Genomic DNA, 20261 nt, shown 5'->3' with positions numbered 1-20261 from the left:
AATGCCAATTGTTGCTTTCACGATTTAATCAAAGGAGCTGATGAGATTTTTGTCAAGGTTATAGGATTTTTTTTATTTTTTTGATTTTTGCTTTTCTATAACCAATTGTGATCTCAATTAATCCTGTAGGTTTGCTGTGTAAAATTAATGTTTTTATGTCTAAGATAATCACCTTTGGCTTTTTAACATTGGGGATTATTAGATTTCTAATGATTTAACTGGCGTGGCATCGGGAATGGCCTCGTTGATGCACGGCGGATGCGATGTGATGCCATATTCGTTTAGCCTTTGCTAACTTTTTGCTTTGTATTGTTTTTTTTTGTTCTTTTTGGCACATGTTTTTTTCATCTGCCAGCCTTGCTGGAATTCCATATATGTATCTATAGTTAATGAAAAAGCATCTGCAGTCTTGAGCATGTTTGGGGCTTTTTTTGTGAGGTTAATCTCATAAATATCAATGCGGATTGGACTGACAGTGCACATGATGTAAGGGCAGAAAGTGAATCAATTTATACCGCGCAATGAAATTGCGGATGTTATACGGACTCGCAGTAAGGTTTTTTGGACCGTTGGCATATTTACCGCATTTATTAATTTATTAATGCTAGTTCCTTCTATCTATATGCTCCAGGTTTACGACCGGGTGCTTCCTTCGCGTAATGAAATCACGCTGTTGATGCTGACGCTGATCATGTTGGGCATGTTCGGCATGATGTCGCTGTTGGAATACGTGCGCAGCATGGTGGTGATCCGTATCGGCAGTCAGCTGGATATGCGTCTCAACACGCGAGTCTACACTGCGGCCTACGAGGCGAATCTGAAAAACGGTTCTTCCGACGCCGGCCAGATGCTGAGCGACTTGACCAATCTGCGCCAATTCCTCACCGGCAGCGCGCTGTTCGCCTTCTTTGATGCGCCGTGGTTTCCGATCTATCTGTTGGTGATATTCCTGTTTAATCCTTGGTTGGGGCTTTTCGCCCTGGTCGGTGCGCTGTTGCTGATCGCATTGGCGGTGATCAACGAAATGGTGTCGAAAAAGCCGCTGGCGGAGGCCAGCAAGCTGTCGATTATGTCCGGTACGCTGGCCAGCACCAATCTGCGAAATGCCGAAGTGATCGAGGCTTTGGGGATGTTGCCTAACCTGAAACGCCGGTGGTTCGGTCTGCACCAGCGGTTTTTGAACAGTCAGCGCATCGCCAGCGAACGCGCATCGCGGGTCACATCGATCACCAAGTTTGTGCGCATGTCGCTGCAATCGCTGGTGCTGGGGCTGGGGGGCTGGCTGGCGATCGATGGGCACATCACGCCCGGTATGATGATCGCCGGCTCCATTCTGATGGGGCGAACGCTGGCGCCGATTGAGCAGGTTATTAACGTCTGGAAGAGCTACAGCGCGGCAAAGCTTTCTTATGGCCGGTTGGTCAAGCTGCTGGAAACGCACCCGCAACGTGGCACCGGTATGTCCTTGCCGCGTCCGGAAGGGGTACTCGCAGTAGAAGGCGTCACCGCCACGCCGCCGGGCTCCAAAGGCGATGCGGTATTGCATAACGTGACTTTTGCCATCCAGCCCGGTGACGTGCTGGGGATCATTGGCCCGAGCGCGTCGGGGAAATCGACGCTGGCGCGTTTGCTGGTCGGCATTTGGCCGGTCAGTGAAGGGATTGTTCGGTTGGATAATGCCGACATCTATCAGTGGAACAAGGATGAATTGGGGCCGTATATCGGCTATCTGCCGCAGGACATTGAGCTGTTTGCCGGGACTATCGCCGAGAATATCGCTCGCTTTAACGATATCGATTCAGAGAAAGTCATTGAAGCCGCTAAGCTGGCCGGTGTGCACGAACTGATCCTGCGTTTCCCTAACGGCTACGATTCGGTGCTCGGCAACGGTGGCGCTGGGTTGTCCGGTGGACAGAAACAGCGTATCGGCCTGGCGCGCGCATTGTACGGCGACCCTTCGCTGGTGGTATTGGATGAGCCTAACTCCAATCTGGATGATGCGGGCGAGAAAGCGTTGAACCAGGCCATTATGTTCCTCAAGCAACGTAATAAAACGGTGGTTCTGATTACCCATCGCACCAATTTGCTGTCGATGACCAGCAAGTTGTTGCTGTTGGTGAATGGCAACGTCAACGCGTTCGGCCCGACTCAACAAGTGCTTCAGGCGTTGGCCAATGCGCAAAAAGCGCAGACGCAACAGCCTCAGCAAGCGGTGAGGGCGGTAAATTCTGAGCCGGATGAAGGCAACATCCCAAAAACGCAAATTAATTAAGCCGTGAATTGCCTGATGGCTTCATTGCCGTCCGCAGTGTAAAGGAGTTGGTATGTCGACGCATATTGGCGAGCCGCAAGACTCGTATATTGAAGAGATCCCGCAGGATGAACGGCGGTTTACCCGGATGGGCTGGCTGGTAGTGGGAATTGGTCTGTTCGGATTTTTGGCCTGGGCAGCGTTCGCGCCTCTGGATAAAGGGGTGGCATCACCGGGATCGGTAACCGTTTCCGGCAACCGCAAAACGGTGCAGGCCCCGGCCAGCGGCATCATCAAGAATATCGCGGTGAAAGACGGCGACAAGGTGAAAGCCGGTGAGGTTCTGGTGCAATTGAGCCAGGTGCAGGCGCAGGCTCAGGTTGATTCGCTGCGCGATCAGTACTACACCACGCTGGCCACCGAAGGGCGTTTACTGGCTGAACGCGATGGTCTGAGCAAGGTCACTTTTTCCCCTGTTTTCACCCAGGTTAAGGATCAGCCGCGCGTGGCCGAAATCATCGCGTTGCAAACGCAGCTGTTCGCCTCTCGCCGCCAGGGGCTGCAAAGTGAAATTGACGGTTATAAGCAGTCGATGGATGGGATCCGCTTCCAGTTGAAAGGCCTGCAGGATTCGCGCGCCAACAAGCAGATCCAACTTTCCAGCCTGCGTGAGCAGATGAACAGCATGAAGCAACTGGCGGCGGACGGTTATTTGCCGCGCAATCGTTATCTGGAAGTCCAGCGCCAGTTCGCTGAGGTGAACAGCAGCATCGATGAAACCATCGGGCGGATTGGTCAATTGCAAAAGCAGCTGCAGGAATCTCAGCAGCGCATCGATCAACGCTTCGCAGACTATCAGCGCGAAGTCAGGACGCAACTGGCGCAAACCCAAATGGACGCCAGCGAGTTCCGCAACAAGCTGCAAATGGCCGACTTCGATCTGGGCAACACCGCCATCATCTCACCGGTGGATGGCACCGTGGTCGGATTGAATATTTTCACTCAGGGGGGCGTCGTGGGAGCGGGTGACCACCTGATGGACGTTGTGCCCAGCCAGGCGACGCTGGTGGTGGATTCTCGCCTGAAAGTCGATTTGATCGACAAGGTGTACAACGGGTTGCCGGTGGATCTGATGTTTACCGCCTTCAACCAAAACAAAACCCCGAAAATTCCGGGGACGGTCACGTTGGTTTCCGCCGACCGCCTGGTCGACAAATCCAATGGAGAACCTTACTACCAGATGCAGGTCACGGTCTCGCCGGAGGGCATGAAGATGCTCAGTGGCGAGGACATCAAGCCGGGGATGCCGGTCGAGGTGTTCGTGAAAACGGGCTCGCGCTCGCTGCTGAGCTATCTGTTTAAACCTATTTTGGATCGCGCTCATACTTCATTAACCGAGGAATAATTTTGATTCAATCAAAACGACAGGCTGCCGGTCTGGTTATCGGCACCCTTTTGTTTGCGATATCTGCGCCGGTTTATTCGATAGGGATTTTAGACGCATATTCGCTGGCATTAGAAAAGGACCCGACCTTCCGGGCGGCTATAAAAGAGAAAGAAGCGGGAGATGAGAACGAAAACATCGGTAGGGCGGGGCTGCTGCCGAAGGTGTCGTTGAACTATCAGAATTCACCGCGCAATTGGCAGACGCAAAAATATCCGCAGAGCGACTTTTTCGGCAATGTTTCGGAGGTCACCCGGCGGCAGCAATATCGCAGTTATTCCAGTTCGATCACGCTGACGCAGCCGCTGTTCGACTATGAAGCGTACGCGCGCTACAAAGCCGGCGTGGCGCAGACGATGATGTCGGACGAGCGCTATCGCGGCAAATTGCTGGATCTTGCGGTTAGGGTGATTAACGCCTATGTCGAAGTGGCCTATTCCAAGGATCAAATCGCGTTGGCCGAAGCGCAAAAGGCGGCTTACAAGGAACAGTTGACCTTGAACGATCGCCTGATGAGCGCCGGTGAAGGCACCATTACCGACGTATCCGAAACCCAGGCGCGCTACAGCCTGGCCGAAGCGCAGGTAATCGAAGCGCGCGATGCGCTGGACGCCGCCCAGCGCGAATTGGAAGTGATTATCGGCATGCCGCTGAACCAACTGGATGAATTGCAGGTTTTGCGTCCGGGCAAGTTTAAGGTGGCGCCGCTGATCCCGTCCAAGTTCGAAGAGTGGCAAAAGATCGCGCTGGAGAACAACCCGGTGTTGGCCGCGTCGCGTCATGGCGTGGACGCCGCCAAGTATGATGTCGAAAGGAATCGTGCGGGCTTTATGCCTCAGGTTCAGCTGTATGCTTCGCATTCGGAAAACGACTCCAGCAGCGATAATACGGTTAACCAGAAATACCGTACCGACAGCATCGGCGTGCAGGTCAGCATGCCTATTTATTCCGGCGGCGGCGTTTCGGCGTCGACCCGGCAGGCGGCGGCGCGCTATGGCCAGGCGATGTATGAAATGGATGCACAGACGGGCACCACGCTCAACGATCTGCGCAAGCAATACAATTTGTGCATCAGCAGCCGCGCCAAGGTGGCGGCCTATGAGTTGGCGGTACAATCGGCTACGACACAGGTGACGGCGACTCGGCAGAGCGTACTGGCCGGGCAACGCGTCAACGTCGATGTGCTCAACGCCGAACAGCAGCTCTATAGCGCCCAGCGCGATCTGGCTTCCGCCAAGTACGCCTACATCAAATCATGGATCACCTTGCTGAGCGATTCCGGTACGTTGGATGAAAAAGATGTTATGCGGGTCGCGCAGTATTTTGCCCGCAGTCGCTAGTCCGGTTTTGCGATGAGGCGAGTATTTATCTGAAAGGGAGCAGCGTTAAGCTGCTCTTTTTGTTTTGTTGCGTTATGTTATCGGTCGGTGGCCGCAGGCCTGATTTTCGTTCGTTTGCCAGAGGGGCGATGGCACTGTATCAACCGGTTGTATTCAATCGCTGCCTCCGGCGCAGTTAAGCTGTGTGATAACGCAGAGAGCGCGGCGTGCTAGCGGTTTTAATCCGTGTTTTTCAGCACGCAGTGATGGCTGAGTTCGGCCTGAACGGCTCTCAGGTGCCAGACTCATGACGCGACGAGAGAGAGCGACCGTTGCCGTTTATGGTGCTTTACGGTCGATGAGCCGTAAACCTTTGATGATCGAAAAGGATGCGTGATTCTACGTTTTATTTAAAATAAGCCTATGGCTTTAGACGGCTGTTTTTCTTGAGCGCGTTGGGCGCGAGTGAGGGGTTTGTATGGCGGTTTTAGTTACTGGCGGAGCCGGCTACATCGGTTCACATACAGTGTTGATGCTGTTGGAGCGCGGTGAAGAGGTGGTGGTATTGGACAATCTGTCGAACTCGTCAGCGGAGTCTTTACACCGCGTAGAGAAACTGACGGGAAAAGCCGCCGTGTTTTACCAAGGTGATGTTCAGGATGCGGAATGCTTGCATCGCATCTTTGAAGCGCACTCGATTACCGGCGTGATCCACTTCGCCGGTCTTAAGGCAGTAGGGGAATCTACGCGTAAGCCGCTGGAATACTACCAGAATAATGTCACCGGAACGTTGGTGTTACTGGACGCTATGCGCCGCGCCGGCGTGTATGCGTTTATCTTTAGTTCGTCCGCTACCGTTTATGGTGCCCATTCACCGGTGCCTTATGTCGAGACGACACCGATCGGCGGCACGACAAGCCCTTATGGCACGTCGAAGCTGATGGTGGAGCAGATCCTGCAAGATGTCGCCAAGGCTGAGCCGCAATTTTCGATTATTGCCTTGCGCTACTTTAATCCGGTAGGCGCCCATGAGTCGGGGTTGATCGGTGAGGATCCTAACGGTATTCCCAATAACCTGTTGCCCTACATCTCGCAGGTGGCCATCGGCAAACTGGAAAAGCTGGGTATTTTCGGCGGAGATTATCCGACGACCGATGGGACGGGAGAGCGCGACTACATCCATGTCATGGATCTGGCCGAAGGCCACCTGAAAGCGATGGATCATCTGCCGAAGCTCCGCGGATTTAAGGCCTATAACCTTGGGGCTGGTGTAGGGCACTCGGTACTGGCGATGGTGCAGGCATTCGAAAAAGCGTCGGGGGTCACGATCCCTTACCAAATATTACCGCGTCGCGAAGGCGATCTGCCTGCCTTCTGGGCGAACGCCGATCTGGCTTATCAGGAGCTGGGGTGGAAAGTGAGTCGGGGTATCGATGACATGATGCGCGATACCTGGAACTGGCAGAAGAAAAACCCTAAAGGGTACCGTGACTGATTGTCTTCGGTATCACGACCTGAATGATGCCGACCGGCATCATTCAGGTTTGGCTTGACATCACCGAGTTTGAGGAATCTCCAGCAATTCCAATAGGCGATTATTGACTTTGTCTGCGTCAAATTTTTCTTGGGCCAATTGATAACTGGCAAGTCCCATATCCGTTATCTTTTGTGGGTTTTCGATCAATTCGCACATCTTTTCCGCTAGCTCAGCATGTGACCAGCGTTTGACTAAATAACCGTTAACGCCTTGAACTACTGTTTCCCGACAACCCGGCACATCCGTGCTTAAAACGGCACGTCCCATGGCCATTGCTTCCTGAGTACTACGCGGGATCCCTTCGCGATAGTAGGAAGGTAAAACGAAAACGCTGGACTTCGCAATCCATTCCGCCACGTTTGAAACATGGCCTGGGGCGATGATGATATCGTCTTCAATTAAATTATTCAGGCATTTTACTGTTAAGCTACCTGGGTTTTGCGTATCTATCGCGCCTAACATATAGAAGCGAGTTTCTGGGTATTTAGCTTTAACTATTTTTGCGGCGGCGACGTATTCGTGAACCCCTTTTTCGGCCAACAAACGGGCGATAAAGATGAAGGAAACGGGGGACGTCGGAGGGGGCGTGAAAGGATAGTCAGCCAGATTCAAACCGATACCGCCTAAGACATGTGCCTGCTTGACGTTGATTTTGCAGTTAACCAGCAGATCATGACGATCGTCAGGATTCAGAAGAATGAGCGCATCAAGGCTTGGGAAGATACAACGGTAGAGCATGACCTGAATCTTTTTTAAAAGCCTTACTTTCCTGCTCACACCTTGCGGCTGTTCAGTAAATAGGTAGCCCAAGCCTTCCAGCATCGCGTAACGTTTTTTAACGCCCGCCATGACTGCCGCCAAAGTGCCAAAGATGCTGGGTTTAGAAAAATAGGAAAAAACCAGGTCGGGAGCTAAACGCTTTAACTGTTTGCTAAGCGCATAGGTATCCAGGAAATCTTTTAGCGGATTGAGGCCTGTCCGGCTGAATTTATAGTCAACCGGTATCGCTCCCAGATTTGTAACCTGCATGCGGGTGTTGTCATCATAATCCAGAGCCAGGGCGTAAACCGTATGCCCCTGCTGGTGCAATGACTTTATCAGATCGGCTCTAAAGCCAACCACACAATTTGCTGCTGTACCTATTAGTGCTATTTTCATAAAAACCTTATCAATATACCGCCAAAGCCATTAATTATTGTTTTTTAGCTCTGTATAAATACATTCCCACTGTGTAACTATTTCATCTAAAGCGTATTTTTCTTTGACACGACGTCGAGCATGCTGACCTAAATGTCGCCTATCTTGCAAGGACATCCTTTCTATCGAAGCCATGGCATTGGCGAGCGCTTCAGGGTCTTTGATCGGAACCAGCAAACCATTCTCGCCCGTATTGCCGATGATTTCTCCGGGGCCGCCGCTATTGGTGACGACGACAGGAAGTTCAGAAGCCATCGCTTCAGCGACGACCAAGCCATATCCTTCCCATTCCGATGACAAGACAAAACCATCGACCTGGCGATACAGTTGCTCAATATCATTACGAACGCCAAGAAATTCAATGCGTTTTTCCAATCCAGCCTGCTCAACCTGTCGTTGTAAAGTTTCAAACAATGGGCCTTGGCCGGCGATCAGTAGTTGGCTGTCTGAGAGTTTGCCAAAGGCCGCAATCAGCGTCGGGTAATCTTTCTGTTCGACCAGACGCCCGACGGCCAACCAGCGGAAAGGGCGCTCTAAAGAGGCGCTGTGTTCTTTCCCTGGGCTGAACCTGGCAGTATCAATTCCATTGGGAATGGTACGAGTATTGCGTGCCTTGAAAACGCGTTCGCCAATAAACCGGCGTGTGGCCGCTTCGCTGATCGTTGTGTTCAACTGGCTGAGCGGGTTGGTCAGGCGATATGCCCAATCGCGAATTTTTCCGCCTTCATGAGTGTTGTGCGCCGTGCAAACTAATTTCAAAGAAGGCGTGAACAACCGCACCAGGCGAGCCAACAGGTTCGCGTGCACCATATGGCTGTGTACGACATCCGGCCGATTGCGCAACAGTTCCTTGCGCAAGCGGAGCAGTGCGAGCGGCAAGTCTTTACCTGAACGCATGCCCAGATCGTGGAGTGGGACGCCGGCGGTGGCCAATCGATCGACAAATACTGCAGATGTCGGTGGTATCAATGAGATCAGGCGCACTTGATGGCCGCGCTCGGCCAATTTCTCGAGCAGCGTGACAACTTGATATTCGGCGCCGCCGATCTCAAGACCGGTGATCACGTAGTCTATACGCATCGCTGTTTTACCCTTGGCGCTGACGATAAGAAATGAATAACTTCTTGATCAGAGAATGCGGTAACCAACTGATCGTCCATAAAGCCATTTTTAACTTGTCGCCGAGCGGAGCATTTTTTAACGATTGGCGTGCCGTCGCACACTGTCGGTTAAGCAAGCTATAGGTAATATGCGCCAAACGTATCCGGCGAAACTCCTCGGGATGATCGCGCTGCAGCCGCTCGCCGAAATCGGCCAGCGCCATTTCAGCCAGTTGCTGGTGGTAGGCGGCCTTGCTGATTTGCGATGAAAAATGCGTCAAGCGCACTGTGGCATCGTTGGAAACCCGAACCAACGGCCGATCATACGAAGGAATACCGAATTTCTCCGCAACTTTCCACCACAGCAGGTGTTCGCCACCGGCGCGATTTTCAGGATAGCGTAAGCCGGTACCTAAAAATTGTTCACGATCAAAAACGGGCGTGAAATCGCCGGTAATGGTTTTGTTCACGTAGTCATCGAAAGTGATCAGACGAAATTCTTCTTTCTGATTTTTCTTGCTGACGGCAAATTGATACACCGGATACATCGACGTTTCAGGTTCGGGTAGACGTGCGGCCAAATACTCAGCCGTACCGGGTTCGAGCGTATCGTCATCGTCAAGCATCAAGACCCAGGGGGAGCTAGCCAACGCTAAGCCTTGCATGCGAGCGGGACCAGGGCCGCCGTTGACGGGCATGCGATGAAAGATCAGGTCGTCTATAGCAAGTTCCGGCTGCGCTGTCGTGGACGCGTCGTCAACCACTATGATTTGTATCTTGTTGTGCCTACTCCTTTCGGTCACAACGGAATCCACTGCGCGCGCGAGCAGATCTGGGCGGTTATAGGTAGTTATAACCACGCTTAGGGCAAAGTTACTCAAACTGGCTTCCTTCACAATCGAGAATAAAGCAATGACTCATGACTATCCTGTTACTGTCGGTGCCGCAATCGGGCAAGTGTAGGTGTTTGTGGCGCGACACCTGACGGTTTTCGACAGAATAAAAAAAGCAATAAGGAAAACATGGTTATCTCTGCAACCAAGAAGGCGATAGTCATGCCTAATCCGCCTAATGTGGGAACCAGGAGGAAGGCAAGCAGGCAGATTATCGCTATATTGATCATCATGACCCGGCTGGCAACTTGCTCTTTACCGCCAGGTATAAACCACAATATGGCCAACGCCATGCTGCAAATGCGTAAAGGGACAACCCATACCAAAATGCTTAATAGCTCAATGGCATCCTGATAGCCGGGGCCGAAGATGGTATTCACCAGCCAACCGGCTAGCCAAACGGTCAGCAGAGCGAAGGCGATCGTTACGGTGAACAACGCTCCCAGCGCGAGGGTAACAACCCGTTTTGCGGTATGCGTCGAGTCGGATTGCAGTCTGACCAGATGGGGAAACGCAGCATTCAGAACGGGGGCTGCTAAACCGCTCGCAGCTCGAACCAGTTTTTCGGCGGGCACAAAGGCGCCAACCGTACGAGCTCCGCCCAATAATCCCAGTAGTGTAGACGCGATCGACCCCATGATGCTTTGAGCCCCTTTGTATAAAAAGAGTTCCCAGCTTTCACGCAGAACGGTAACGGCACCGCGAAAGCTGATGCGACCTAAACCAGTGGAGCGCATCATCAGCAAGGTTGGAAGTAGGGTGTTAATGATGCCCACAGTGGCTTGAATCATGAGTACACGTTGAGCGTGTTGTGGTGAGGACACCAGCAAAATGGTAAATAAAAGCCCCGTGCTGCGTAAGCCTAAATCCAGCAATGCCGGCAAAACCAGTTTTTCGATCCCGACGTAGTACCATAGCGGTGTAAAACCGAACGCCAGAATGAATAGCGATATCCACACGAACCAATGATGAGGGATCGTCGTGGCACCGGAGCCTGTCAGGATCAGGACGGCTACGGCGACACCAACGGCCATACTGAGCAGCAGTTTGGCAAACAACACATTGCTTACCAACTGAGCCAGCTGTTGCTTGTTTTCTCTGATCTTGACAACGGCACGCGCGGCGCTGAAATTGAAGCCGAATTCAACAAATACCGAGGCTGTCAGAGCGATGCCTAGCGCATAAAGCACTTGCCCGTAGTTTTGTTGGCCTAGAGCGCGAGCCAGTACGGGCAATTCGATAAGCGGAATGAACAACCCGCCTATTTGTGCCAGCATTAACCAAAAGGTATTAGTCGCGACGCGGGACATGGCATATCACAATAGAAATTGCGGTTAAAACGATGGCCCATTCGGTTAACTCATTGCTGAGGGGGTGGAAACATCCCATGAACAAGAACAGAGCCAGCACCGATAAGGGACTCAACATAGACTCGAAGCGTTCGACAAAAAGCTCCCGCTTTTCGAAGACGAATTTCAGACCGTAATAGAGAGGAGTCAAAATAAACAGCAGGTAGCCGATGAACGATAAAACGCCCTCATCAGCCAATAACTGAAGATAGGTCATGTGAATCACGCTGTCGGCGCCAAAATCATCGACCCGAGTGCTGCCAAAACCGCCTCCCCAAGGGAATTTATCTACGGTTTGCTGCCACCCGGTGTGCAGCATTTGCAAACGTATACTGTTGTCGCCTTTGACCAAACGGTCTGCCGTCGTTTCTTTTGGCGCGGCCAAAGTTTCTTCGAGAGTATGACTAATACTGAGGTTGGCCGTATCGGCATGATTGCTCGTGCGCTTCTCCATCAATTGAACAAGCAGTTTGTCATAATCTCCTGAAACCCAGCCCAAGAGTACGGGCTGAATAAGTGAGAACGACAGCAAGGTCACGACTATCAGGCTAAGATGACCGCGCACAGGCTGGGTTTGCACGCGAGCAAAGAAGGCAATCATTGCCAAGGCTCCCCATACTAACGCCAGCCACAGCATAGAGGTACGGCTACCGTCAAGCGCCATGACCAGCACTGCGCCGAATGCTAACAGCACATTGATAAAATTGGTTTTTTTTAAGCAGCGCCAAACAGCAAAAGGCCATACAAAGGCGCCGATTTTCCAAATGACACCGGGCCAACTGGCGAGCCACCCCATGCGTCCATCGCCTAAAATCACCATCGCGTCAAGTTGGCGGAAGAGCGCCAAAAGTATCAGCGGCACCAATGAAATGACGAGTGTGATGCTAAGCGCTTTTTCAAGCAAAGCGGATGAGAGCGGGGAAATTAGCAACAGGCAGAGAAGTGCAAACATGAAAGCGACGTATTTCGCCAACGTATACAGCCCTGTGCCGTGATTCATCACCGCCGCTATAGCTATGCCTGCCATAAACAGCAGCCAGCCTATCATCATGGGCTTGTAGTTGCGCAGGTTGCGCAGTCGTGCGCGAACCGTTTGCGCCGGCGAAAGAGGTGAGGCCATCAATGAGGTGGCAGCCGCAGCGGACAGCAACATCAACTGGATGAGCCAATTAAAATTGCCGCCAATATAAATCTTAATCGTTCCCAACATTGAGAACACGATGAAAATAATAGAGAAAATGCAGGAAAGTACGCGCACTTTTGACCCCAACTGTGATTTAACTGCGAGATTGTACAGGATCCGTGCTCGTCATCAATAAACCTTCACCTTTAACACGCAATCTTCCTGCATTTTTTTAGTGACTTCAGTCGCTGTGCTTGACTGTTTTAGCAGCATTCTTTGTCAACCGTCTATCGCACCAATCACTACCCACACGAGGCAATCCTGAGTTAACATGTGTGCCACATCACAAAACCTGCTGGCCGACGTTGCCTGCAGGGTCATCCTCAGACAGGAGTTCCTAAATGTCCAAGCAACAAATCGGCGTTGTCGGCATGGCGGTAATGGGCCGCAACCTCGCGCTGAACATCGAGAGCCGTGGTTACACCGTTTCCATTTTCAACCGTTCTGGCGACAAAACTGACGAAGTGATCGCTGAGAACCCGGGCAAAAACCTGGCGCCGTATTACACCGTTGAAGAGTTTGTCGAATCGCTGGAAAAACCGCGCCGCATCCTGCTGATGGTGAAAGCGGGCGAAGCAACGGATAAAACCATTGCCTCGCTGACTCCGCACCTGGACAAGGGCGATATCTTGATCGACGGCGGCAACACCTACTATCAGGACACCATCCGCCGTAACCGCGAACTGTCCGACCAGGGCTTCAATTTCATCGGTACCGGCGTTTCCGGCGGTGAAGAGGGCGCGCTGAAAGGGCCTTCCATCATGCCTGGCGGCCAGAAAGAAGCTTATGAGCTGGTGGCGCCGATCCTGGAGAAAATCGCTGCGGTTGCGGAAGGCGAGCCTTGCGTGACCTACATTGGCGCAGACGGTGCCGGCCACTATGTGAAGATGGTGCACAACGGCATCGAATACGGCGACATGCAGCTGATTGCCGAAGCCTATTCTCTGCTGAAACAGGCGCTGAATCTGAGCAACGAGCAGCTGGCCGAAACCTTCGCCGAATGGAACAAGGGCGAACTGAACAGCTACCTGATCGACATCACCAAAGACATCTTCACCAAGAAAGACGAAGAGGGTAAATACCTGGTCGATGTGATCCTGGACGAAGCTGCCAACAAAGGCACCGGCAAGTGGACCAGCCAGAGCTCGCTGGATCTGGGCGAACCGCTGTCGCTGATCACCGAATCGGTGTTCGCGCGCTACCTGTCCTCGCTGAAAGATCAGCGCGTTGCCGCGTCTAAAGTGCTGACCGGCCCGAAAGTGGCGCCGTTCACCGGCGACAAAGCTGAATTCATCGAGAAAGTGCGTCGCGCGCTGTATCTGGGCAAGATCGTGTCCTACGCGCAGGGCTTCTCTCAGCTGAAAGCCGCGTCTAAAGAAAACAACTGGGATCTGCACTACGGCGAAATCGCCAAGATCTTCCGCGCCGGCTGCATCATCCGCGCCCAGTTCCTGCAGAAGATCACCGACGCTTACGCGGCGGACGCCGATATCGCCAACCTGCTGCTGGCGCCATACTTCAAGCAAATCGCCGACGAGTACCAGCAGGCGCTGCGTGACGTGGTGGCTTACGCCGTGCAGAACGGCATTCCTACGCCAACCTTCTCCGCCGCGATCGCCTACTACGACAGCTACCGTTCTGCGGTGCTGCCGGCGAACCTGATCCAGGCGCAGCGCGACTACTTTGGTGCGCACACCTATAAACGTATCGACAAGGAAGGCGTGTTCCATACCGAATGGATGGAATAATCCCGCCCGTTGAGCGATAAAAAAAGCCGCCGAGGTTAACGCCCGGCGGCTTTTTTTATTGCGCGTGATTTAACGTCACGCTTTTTTCTGATGCCTTTCGCGCAGCCGGCCGATCACCGCGCTCATATCCAAATCCTGGTCCTGCAGCAGCACCAGCAGGTGATAGATCAGGTCCGAAGCTTCGTTGGTCAGCTCTTCGCGATCGTTGACCGTGGCGGCCAGCGCGGTTTCCACGCCTTCCTCCCCGACCTTCTGCGCGATGCGCTTGGTGCCGCTGGCGTACAGGCTGGCGGTGTACGAGCTGTCCGGGCTGGCGTGCTTGCGCTCCGCCAACAGCTGTTCCAACTGATAGAGGAACGTCCAGTCGCTGGCGGCCGGGTGGAAGCAGCTGCTGTTGCCGAGGTGGCAGGTCGGGCCGATCGGGGTGGCCAATATCAGCAGCGTGTCGTTATCGCAGTCCGGCGTGATGCTGACCACCTTGAGGAAGTGGCCGGAGCTTTCACCCTTGGTCCACAGGCGCTGCTTGGTGCGCGAGAAGAAGGTGACGTTGCCGCTTTGCTCGGTGGTCGCCAGCGCTTCCGGCGTCATGTAACCCAGCATCAGCACTTCGCCGGAAACGGCGTGCTGCACGATGGCTGGCATCAGGCCGTCGGTTTTTTCCCAGTCCAGCTGGTTTCTCTGTTGTTCTGTCAGCACACGCGAATCTCCACGCCTTGTTCGACCAGGAACCTTTTCAGTTCGCCGATATTGATGATTTGTTTGTGGAACACCGATGCAGCCAGCGCACCGTCGACGTCCGCATCGCGGAACGCTTCCAGGAAGTGCGCCATGGTGCCCGCGCCGCCGGAGGCGATCAGCGGCACCTTGCAGGCCTCGCGCACCCGGCGCAGCTGCTGCAGATCGTAACCGTTGCGCACGCCGTCCTGGTTCATCATGTTCAGCACGATCTCACCGGCGCCGCGGCGCTGCACTTCCTGCACCCAGTCGAGGGTTTCCCACTGGGTGATTCGGGTGCGGCTCTCGTCGCCGGTATATTGGTTGACATGATACTTGCCGGTTTCACTGTCGAACCAGGTGTCGATGCCCACCACGATGCACTGCACGCCAAAGCGTTCAGCCAGGCGGCTAATCAGCTCAGGATCGGCCAGCGCCGGCGAGTTGATCGAAATCTTGTCGGCGCCGAAAGACAGGATCTGGCTGGCGTCCTCGGCGCTTTTAATGCCGCCGGCGACGCAGAACGGAATATCAATCACCTCCGCCACGCGCGACACCCAGCTTTTGTCCACCACCCGGCCATCGCTTGAGGCGGTGATATCGTAAAACACCAGCTCGTCCGCGCCTTCTTGCGCATAGCGCTGCGCCAGCGGCACGATGTCGCCGATGATTTCGTGGTTGCGGAACTGCACGCCTTTCACCACTTGCCCGTCTTTAACATCCAGGCACGGGATTATCCGTTTTGCCAGCATGCGATCGCCTCCTCAACGCTAAATTTACCTTCCAGCAGGGCGCGCCCCACGATCACGCCGGCAACGCCGCTGCCGCGCAGCTGGGCGATGTCGTCCAGATTGCCGATGCCGCCCGAGGCCTGGAAGGCCACCTGCGGATAACGGCGGCTGATCGCCTGATACAGCGCCACGTTGGAACCGGCCAGCGTGCCGTCGCGCGAAATATCGGTGCACAGCACGTGCTTGAGCCCGTAGGGCAGGAACTGCTCCACCACCTGTTCCAGCGTGGCGTCGGAATCTTCTTGCCAGCCGCTGATGGCCACGCGTTTTACGCCCTGTGCGTCGATGCGCACGTCCAGCGCCAGCACCAGCGCGTCGGCGCCGTAGCGCTCGAACCAGCTCTGCACCAACTGCGGTTGTTTCACCGCGGTGGAGCCGATCACCACGCGCGTGGCACCGGCCTCCAGCAGGGCGCTGACGTCTTGCTCGTTGCGGATGCCGCCGCCGACCTGCACCGGCACCTCAACCCCCGCCAGCAGTTTGCGCAGCAGCGGGATCTGGCGCGCCGCCGGATCCTTGGCGCCGGTCAAATCGACCAGGTGCAGCACCTGGGCGCCCTGTTGTTGATAGTCCTGCAGGCGCAGCAGCGGATCGTTGCCGTAGTCGCGCTGTTGGCCGTAATCGCCCTGATGCAAACGCACCACGTTGCCGTCGATCAAATCCAAAGCCGGAATAATCATGCTGCCTACATCTCCAGAAAGTTTTTCAACAGTTGCGCGCCGGCCGCTCCAGAACGTTCTGGATGAAACTGCACGCCGAAGAAATTGTCTTTTTGCACGGCGGCGGTGAAGGGCTCGCCGTAGTTCGCCTGGGCGATGGTGCTGGGGCATATCGGCATCGCATAGCTGTGTACGAAATAGAAGTAGGCGCCGTCATCGATGCCGCGGAACAGATGGTGGCCCGCCTGCGCGGACACCTGGTTCCAGCCCATGTGCGGCAGCGGCAGGCCGAAGTCGGTCATCTGCTTCACCGGCGTATCGATGAGGCCGAGCGTGGTCACACCGCCGTTCTCTTCGCTGCTGGCCGCCAGCAGCTGCATGCCGAGGCAAATGCCCAGCACCGGCTGCGTGCAGGCCCTGATCAGTTCGATCAAATCGCGCTCGCGCAGCTGATCCATCGCCGCCTGCGCGGTGCCGACGCCTGGCAGGAACAGCTTGTCGGCGCGCAGCACGATCTCCGGATCGCGGCTCACCTCCGGCTGATAGCCCAGGCGCCGCACCGCGTAGGTGACGGAGGCCAGGTTGGCGCAGCCGGTATCCAAAATCACCACGTTCATCACAGCACTCCTTTCGAACTCGGCAGGGTATTGCCCTCGACGCGGATCGCCTGGCGCAGCGTGCGGCCAAACACTTTGAACAGGCTCTCGACCCGGTGGTGGTCGTTTTTGCCCTTGGTCTTCAGGTGCAGCGTGCAGCCCATGGTGTAAGACAGCGAACGGAAGAAGTGCTCGACCATTTCGGTGCTGAGATCGCCGACGCGCTGATAGTTGAACTCGGCTTTGTACTCCAGGTGCGGGCGGCCGGAGATATCCAGCGCGCAGCGCGCCAGGCATTCGTCCATCGGTAACACGAAGCCGAAGCGGGCGATGCCGCGCTTGTCGCCCAATGCCTTGTTCAGCGCTTCACCCAGCGCCAGGCCGGTGTCTTCTACCGTGTGGTGATCGTCGATATACAGGTCGCCTTTGACGTCGATCTCCATGCGGAAGCCGCCGTGGGTGGCGATCTGATCCAGCATGTGGTCGAAGAAGCCGACGCCGGTTTTGATTTTGCTGCCGCCTTCGCGATCCAGCCACACGTTGACGTCGATCTGCGTCTCTTTGGTCACGCGGTTAACCCGCGCGTGACGGTCACGCAGGGTCAGCTGGCGCACGATCTCTTTCCAACCCAGCACGCCGCGCTGGTAACGCAGCCCCTGGATGCCCATATTTTCCGCCAGCTGCACATCGGTCGGCCGATCGCCGATCACGTAGCTGTGTGCGGTATCGAGCACGCCGGGTTCCAGGTAGCCCTTCACCAGCGCGGTTTTCGGCTTGCGGCAGTCGCAGTTGTCCGCCGGCAGGTGCGGGCAGATCAGCACATCGGTGAACTGAATGCCCTGGGAGCTGAGGATCTGCATCATCAGGTTGTGCGGCGGATCGAAGGTTTCCTGCGGGAAACTGGCGGTGCCGAGCCCATCCTGATTGGTGATCATCACCAGCTGATACCCCGCCTGTTGCAGCGCCAGCAGGGAAGGGATCACGTCTGGCTCGAGCGCCAGCTTGTCCAGGCGGTCAACCTGGAAATCTTCCGGTGGCTCGGCGATCAGCGTGCCGTCACGATCGATAAAGAGGATTTTTTGGCTCACATTGGCTCCTGGCGAGTCTGGTTGGCGCCGGGCAGGACGGACAAGGCGTCTACCACGCGTTGACATTCGTCGCGGGTGCCTATGGTGATGCGCAGGCAGCCGGACAACCCGGGCTGTTTGTTTTGGTCTCGTAAGATAATGCCCTGATCCCACAAGCTTTTAAACACATTACTTGAGGCGGTGAAGCGGGCCAGCAGGTAATTGCTGTCGCTGGCGAAAACCTGCTCGACGCAGGCGCATTTCTCCAGCTGTTGCTGCAGCCAGCTGCGGGTGGCTGCGATGTCGGTGACGCGCTGGCGCATGGTGCGGATACCTTCCTCGCTCAGCGCCTGCGCGGCGATATCCGCCACCGGCGTCGAGAGCGGGTAAGGCGCGATCACCTTCAGCAGTAGGGCAATCAGATCTTCATTGGCGAGCGTAAAGCCGCAGCGCAGGCCGGCCAGCGCAAAGGCCTTCGACAGCGTGCGCAGAATAGCCAGGTGCGGGTAGTCACTCAGCCAGCCGGCTACCGAAGCCTGCGGGCAAAACTCGATATAGGCTTCGTCCACCGCGACGATCGCCTTGCCTTTGGCCAGCTCCAGCAGGCTGCGTAGATCGTCCGGATCGATCAGGTTGCCGGTTGGGTTGTTCGGGCTGCAGACGTAGAGCAGCTTTACGTTGTCCAGGCTGTCCGCGATGGCCGGCAGATCCAGCTGCCAGTCTTCTTTGGCGGCCACGGTGCGGCGCTCCACGCCGAAGGTTTCGGCGCTGACGGCGTACATGCCGTAGGTCGGCGGGCAGAACAGAATGGCGTCTTTGCCCGGCTCGCAGAAGGCGCGGATCAGCAGCTCGATGCCTTCATCGGCGCCGCGGCTGACCAGCACCTGCTCTTTCTTCACCCCGGCATAGGCGGCGTAGCGTTCGATCACCTGCGCCGGCTGGCACTCCGGATAGCGGTTGAAGGTTTGCGCGGTCAGCTGGAATTCCGGGGCGATCGGGTATTCGTTGGCGTTCAGCCATACGTCGCCCTTGCCGCCGAGGCGGCGCGCCGATTGATAAGGGGTCAGCTCGCGAACGTTGGCGCGCGCCAGTTTTTCGATGCTCATGCTTGCTCCTTCAGGGCGGCGACGCGCAGGGTCACGGCATTCTTGTGGGCGATCAACTGCTCGGCGGCAGCCAGCGTCTCGATGGTGGCGGCCAGGTTGCTGAAGCCCTGCGGCGTCAGTTCCTGCACCGTCATGCGTTTTTGAAAATCGGCCAGCCCCAGGCTGGAGCAGGTGGCGGTGTAGCCGTAGGTCGGCAGCACGTGGTTGGTGCCGGAGGCGTAATCGCCGGCGGACTCCGGCGACCAGTCGCCGAGGAACACCGAACCGGCGCTGGTGATGCCGTCCACCAGTTCACGCGCATTGCGGGTCTGAATAATCAGGTGCTCCGGGCCGTAGCGGTTGCTGATCGCCACGCACTCGGACAGATCGCGCGCTACGATCAGGCGGCTGCTCGCCAGCGCCTGACGGGCGGTCTCGGCACGCGGCAGCTCGGCCAGCTGGCTTTCCACCGCGTCGGCCACCGCCTGCGCCATCGCCGCGTCCGGCGTCAGCAGGATCACCTGCGAATCCGGGCCGTGTTCGGCCTGCGACAGCAGATCGGAAGCGACGAATGCCGGGGTGGCGCCGGCGTCGGCGATCACCAGCACCTCCGAAGGGCCGGCAGGCATGTCGATGGCCGCGCCGTCGAGGCGCTGGCTGACCTGCCGCTTGGCTTCGGTCACGAAGGCGTTGCCCGGCCCGAAGATCTTCGCCACGCGCGGCACGCTCTCGGTGCCGAACGCCAGGGCGGCGATCGCCTGCGCGCCCCCGACCTGAAACACTTCCTGCACGCCGCACAGCTGCGCCGCATACAGGATCTCATCGGCGATCGGCGGCGGCGAGCACAGCACCACCCGGCGGCAGCCGGCGATGCGCGCCGGCGTCGCCAGCATCAGCACGGTGGAGAACAGCGGCGCCGATCCGCCGGGAATATACAGACCCACCGAGTCGATAGGGCGGGTCACCTGTTGGCAGCGCACGCCCGGTTGCGTTTCGACGTCCACCGGCGGCAGTCGCTGCGCGTTGTGGAAGGTTTCCACGTTGGCGACGGCAACCGCCATCGCCTGTTTGATGTCGTCGCCCAACCGCGCGGCGGCGGCGGCGATCTGCTCGGCGCTGACGCGCAGCGCCGAGACTTCCGCCTTGTCGAAACGGGCGCTGTAGTCGCGCAGCGCCCGATCGCCGTTGGCCTTCACGTTGTCGAGGATTTCGCTCACCGTGCGGGTGATACTGTCGGAGGCGGCGATTGCCGGGCGCATCAGCAGCTCGGTCTGGCGTTCGGCGCTGCTGGTCGCCCAATCGATCGGCGTGTTGAAGGTCGACATGGC

General features: G+C 56.0%; 17 protein-coding genes. 5 read left to right on the top strand and 12 right to left on the bottom strand.

Annotated features, from left to right (window positions below):
• Window positions 1-499 precede the first annotated feature (499 nt).
• From ACMGGK_RS15635 to galE, 4 genes are all read left to right on the top strand, one after another.
• Window positions 500-2272, top strand: a complete 1773-nt coding sequence (locus ACMGGK_RS15635) for a type I secretion system permease/ATPase (RefSeq protein WP_028127960.1) — start codon at window positions 500-502, stop codon at window positions 2270-2272.
• A gap of 52 nt (window positions 2273-2324) precedes the next feature.
• A complete protein-coding gene (locus ACMGGK_RS15630; protein WP_016928416.1) occupies window positions 2325-3656 on the top strand; it encodes an HlyD family type I secretion periplasmic adaptor subunit in 1332 nt (443 codons plus the stop codon).
• A 2-nt stretch (window positions 3657-3658) separates the two neighbouring features.
• Window positions 3659-5035 carry a TolC family outer membrane protein gene (locus ACMGGK_RS15625; protein ID WP_016928415.1) on the top strand — a complete coding sequence of 459 codons (1377 nt, stop codon included), beginning with the start codon at window positions 3659-3661 and terminating at the stop codon, window positions 5033-5035.
• A 457-nt stretch (window positions 5036-5492) separates the two neighbouring features.
• Window positions 5493-6509, top strand: coding sequence for a UDP-glucose 4-epimerase GalE (gene galE, locus ACMGGK_RS15620; RefSeq protein WP_049299815.1), 1017 nt, complete (start codon window positions 5493-5495; stop codon window positions 6507-6509).
• A gap of 60 nt (window positions 6510-6569) precedes the next feature.
• Here galE and ACMGGK_RS15615 read toward each other — a convergent pair whose 3' ends face one another.
• From ACMGGK_RS15615 to ACMGGK_RS15595, 5 genes are read right to left on the bottom strand one after another with little or no spacing between them, the layout of a single operon-like run.
• Entirely contained in the window at window positions 6570-7709 is a 1140-nt protein-coding gene (locus ACMGGK_RS15615) for a glycosyltransferase family 4 protein (RefSeq protein ID WP_049299814.1), read from the bottom strand.
• A 30-nt stretch (window positions 7710-7739) separates the two neighbouring features.
• Entirely contained in the window at window positions 7740-8828 is a 1089-nt protein-coding gene (locus tag ACMGGK_RS15610) for a glycosyltransferase (protein ID WP_240429754.1), read from the bottom strand.
• A 7-nt stretch (window positions 8829-8835) separates the two neighbouring features.
• On the bottom strand, window positions 8836-9729 hold the full coding sequence (locus tag ACMGGK_RS15605) for a glycosyltransferase family 2 protein (RefSeq protein ID WP_161801398.1): 894 nt from the start codon (window positions 9727-9729) through the stop codon (window positions 8836-8838).
• Between the two features lie 50 nt (window positions 9730-9779).
• Complete coding sequence (locus ACMGGK_RS15600; RefSeq protein ID WP_016928410.1) at window positions 9780-11051, bottom strand: oligosaccharide flippase family protein; 1272 nt, start codon at window positions 11049-11051, stop codon at window positions 9780-9782.
• Entirely contained in the window at window positions 11032-12348 is a 1317-nt protein-coding gene (locus ACMGGK_RS15595; protein ID WP_239044395.1) for a hypothetical protein, read from the bottom strand. The genes ACMGGK_RS15600 and ACMGGK_RS15595 overlap by 20 nt, the downstream gene beginning before the upstream one ends.
• 266 nt (window positions 12349-12614) lie before the next feature.
• On the opposite strand from ACMGGK_RS15595, the gene gndA reads away from it, so the two are divergent.
• Window positions 12615-14021: an NADP-dependent phosphogluconate dehydrogenase gene (gndA, locus tag ACMGGK_RS15590; RefSeq protein WP_004938815.1), complete on the top strand. Its 1407-nt coding sequence runs from the start codon at window positions 12615-12617 to the stop codon at window positions 14019-14021.
• A 75-nt stretch (window positions 14022-14096) separates the two neighbouring features.
• On the opposite strand, the gene hisIE is transcribed toward gndA, so the two are convergent.
• From hisIE to hisD, 7 genes are read right to left on the bottom strand one after another with little or no spacing between them, the layout of a single operon-like run.
• Window positions 14097-14717 carry a bifunctional phosphoribosyl-AMP cyclohydrolase/phosphoribosyl-ATP diphosphatase HisIE gene (hisIE, locus tag ACMGGK_RS15585; RefSeq protein WP_049299812.1) on the bottom strand — a complete coding sequence of 207 codons (621 nt, stop codon included), beginning with the start codon at window positions 14715-14717 and terminating at the stop codon, window positions 14097-14099.
• Window positions 14711-15487, bottom strand: coding sequence for an imidazole glycerol phosphate synthase subunit HisF (gene hisF / locus ACMGGK_RS15580; protein WP_016928406.1), 777 nt, complete (start codon window positions 15485-15487; stop codon window positions 14711-14713). The genes hisIE and hisF overlap by 7 nt, the downstream gene beginning before the upstream one ends.
• Complete coding sequence (gene hisA, locus ACMGGK_RS15575; protein ID WP_420277014.1) at window positions 15469-16206, bottom strand: 1-(5-phosphoribosyl)-5-[(5-phosphoribosylamino)methylideneamino]imidazole-4-carboxamide isomerase; 738 nt, start codon at window positions 16204-16206, stop codon at window positions 15469-15471. Before hisA ends, hisF begins: the two co-directional genes overlap by 19 nt.
• Window positions 16207-16211: 5 nt before the next feature.
• Window positions 16212-16802, bottom strand: a complete 591-nt coding sequence (gene hisH, locus ACMGGK_RS15570; RefSeq protein WP_004938803.1) for an imidazole glycerol phosphate synthase subunit HisH — start codon at window positions 16800-16802, stop codon at window positions 16212-16214.
• Window positions 16802-17869, bottom strand: a complete 1068-nt coding sequence (gene hisB, locus ACMGGK_RS15565) for a bifunctional histidinol-phosphatase/imidazoleglycerol-phosphate dehydratase HisB (RefSeq protein WP_016928404.1) — start codon at window positions 17867-17869, stop codon at window positions 16802-16804. Before hisB ends, hisH begins: the two co-directional genes overlap by 1 nt.
• The gene (gene hisC, locus ACMGGK_RS15560) at window positions 17866-18954 is read right to left on the bottom strand and encodes a histidinol-phosphate transaminase (RefSeq protein WP_420277013.1); all 1089 of its coding nucleotides are present in this window, start codon (window positions 18952-18954) and stop codon (window positions 17866-17868) included. The genes hisB and hisC overlap by 4 nt, the downstream gene beginning before the upstream one ends.
• Window positions 18951-20258 (bottom strand): histidinol dehydrogenase, encoded by a 1308-nt coding sequence (gene hisD, locus ACMGGK_RS15555; RefSeq protein ID WP_033640853.1) that lies wholly within the window; start codon window positions 20256-20258, stop codon window positions 18951-18953. The genes hisC and hisD overlap by 4 nt, the downstream gene beginning before the upstream one ends.
• Window positions 20259-20261 lie beyond the last annotated feature (3 nt).

The organism is Serratia sp. BNK-33-b (assembly GCF_048684565.1).
Classification (GTDB): Bacteria; Pseudomonadota; Gammaproteobacteria; order Enterobacterales; family Enterobacteriaceae; genus Serratia; species Serratia marcescens.
Note: the sequence above shows the minus strand (reverse complement) of the source record. Positions and strands in the feature narration are given on the sequence as shown.

Coding starts and splice junctions, on each gene's coding strand:
- ACMGGK_RS15630 (WP_016928416.1), top strand. CDS start 2,325: ATGTCGACGCATATTGGCGAGCCGCAAGACTCGTATATTGAAGAGATC.
- galE (WP_049299815.1), top strand. CDS start 5,493: ATGGCGGTTTTAGTTACTGGCGGAGCCGGCTACATCGGTTCACATACA.
- ACMGGK_RS15615 (WP_049299814.1), bottom strand. CDS start 7,709: ATGAAAATAGCACTAATAGGTACAGCAGCAAATTGTGTGGTTGGCTTT.
- ACMGGK_RS15610 (WP_240429754.1), bottom strand. CDS start 8,828: ATGCGTATAGACTACGTGATCACCGGTCTTGAGATCGGCGGCGCCGAA.
- ACMGGK_RS15600 (WP_016928410.1), bottom strand. CDS start 11,051: ATGTCCCGCGTCGCGACTAATACCTTTTGGTTAATGCTGGCACAAATA.
- gndA (WP_004938815.1), top strand. CDS start 12,615: ATGTCCAAGCAACAAATCGGCGTTGTCGGCATGGCGGTAATGGGCCGC.
- hisF (WP_016928406.1), bottom strand. CDS start 15,487: ATGCTGGCAAAACGGATAATCCCGTGCCTGGATGTTAAAGACGGGCAA.
- hisA (WP_420277014.1), bottom strand. CDS start 16,206: ATGATTATTCCGGCTTTGGATTTGATCGACGGCAACGTGGTGCGTTTG.
- hisH (WP_004938803.1), bottom strand. CDS start 16,802: ATGAACGTGGTGATTTTGGATACCGGCTGCGCCAACCTGGCCTCCGTC.
- hisC (WP_420277013.1), bottom strand. CDS start 18,954: ATGAGCATCGAAAAACTGGCGCGCGCCAACGTTCGCGAGCTGACCCCT.
- hisD (WP_033640853.1), bottom strand. CDS start 20,258: ATGTCGACCTTCAACACGCCGATCGATTGGGCGACCAGCAGCGCCGAA.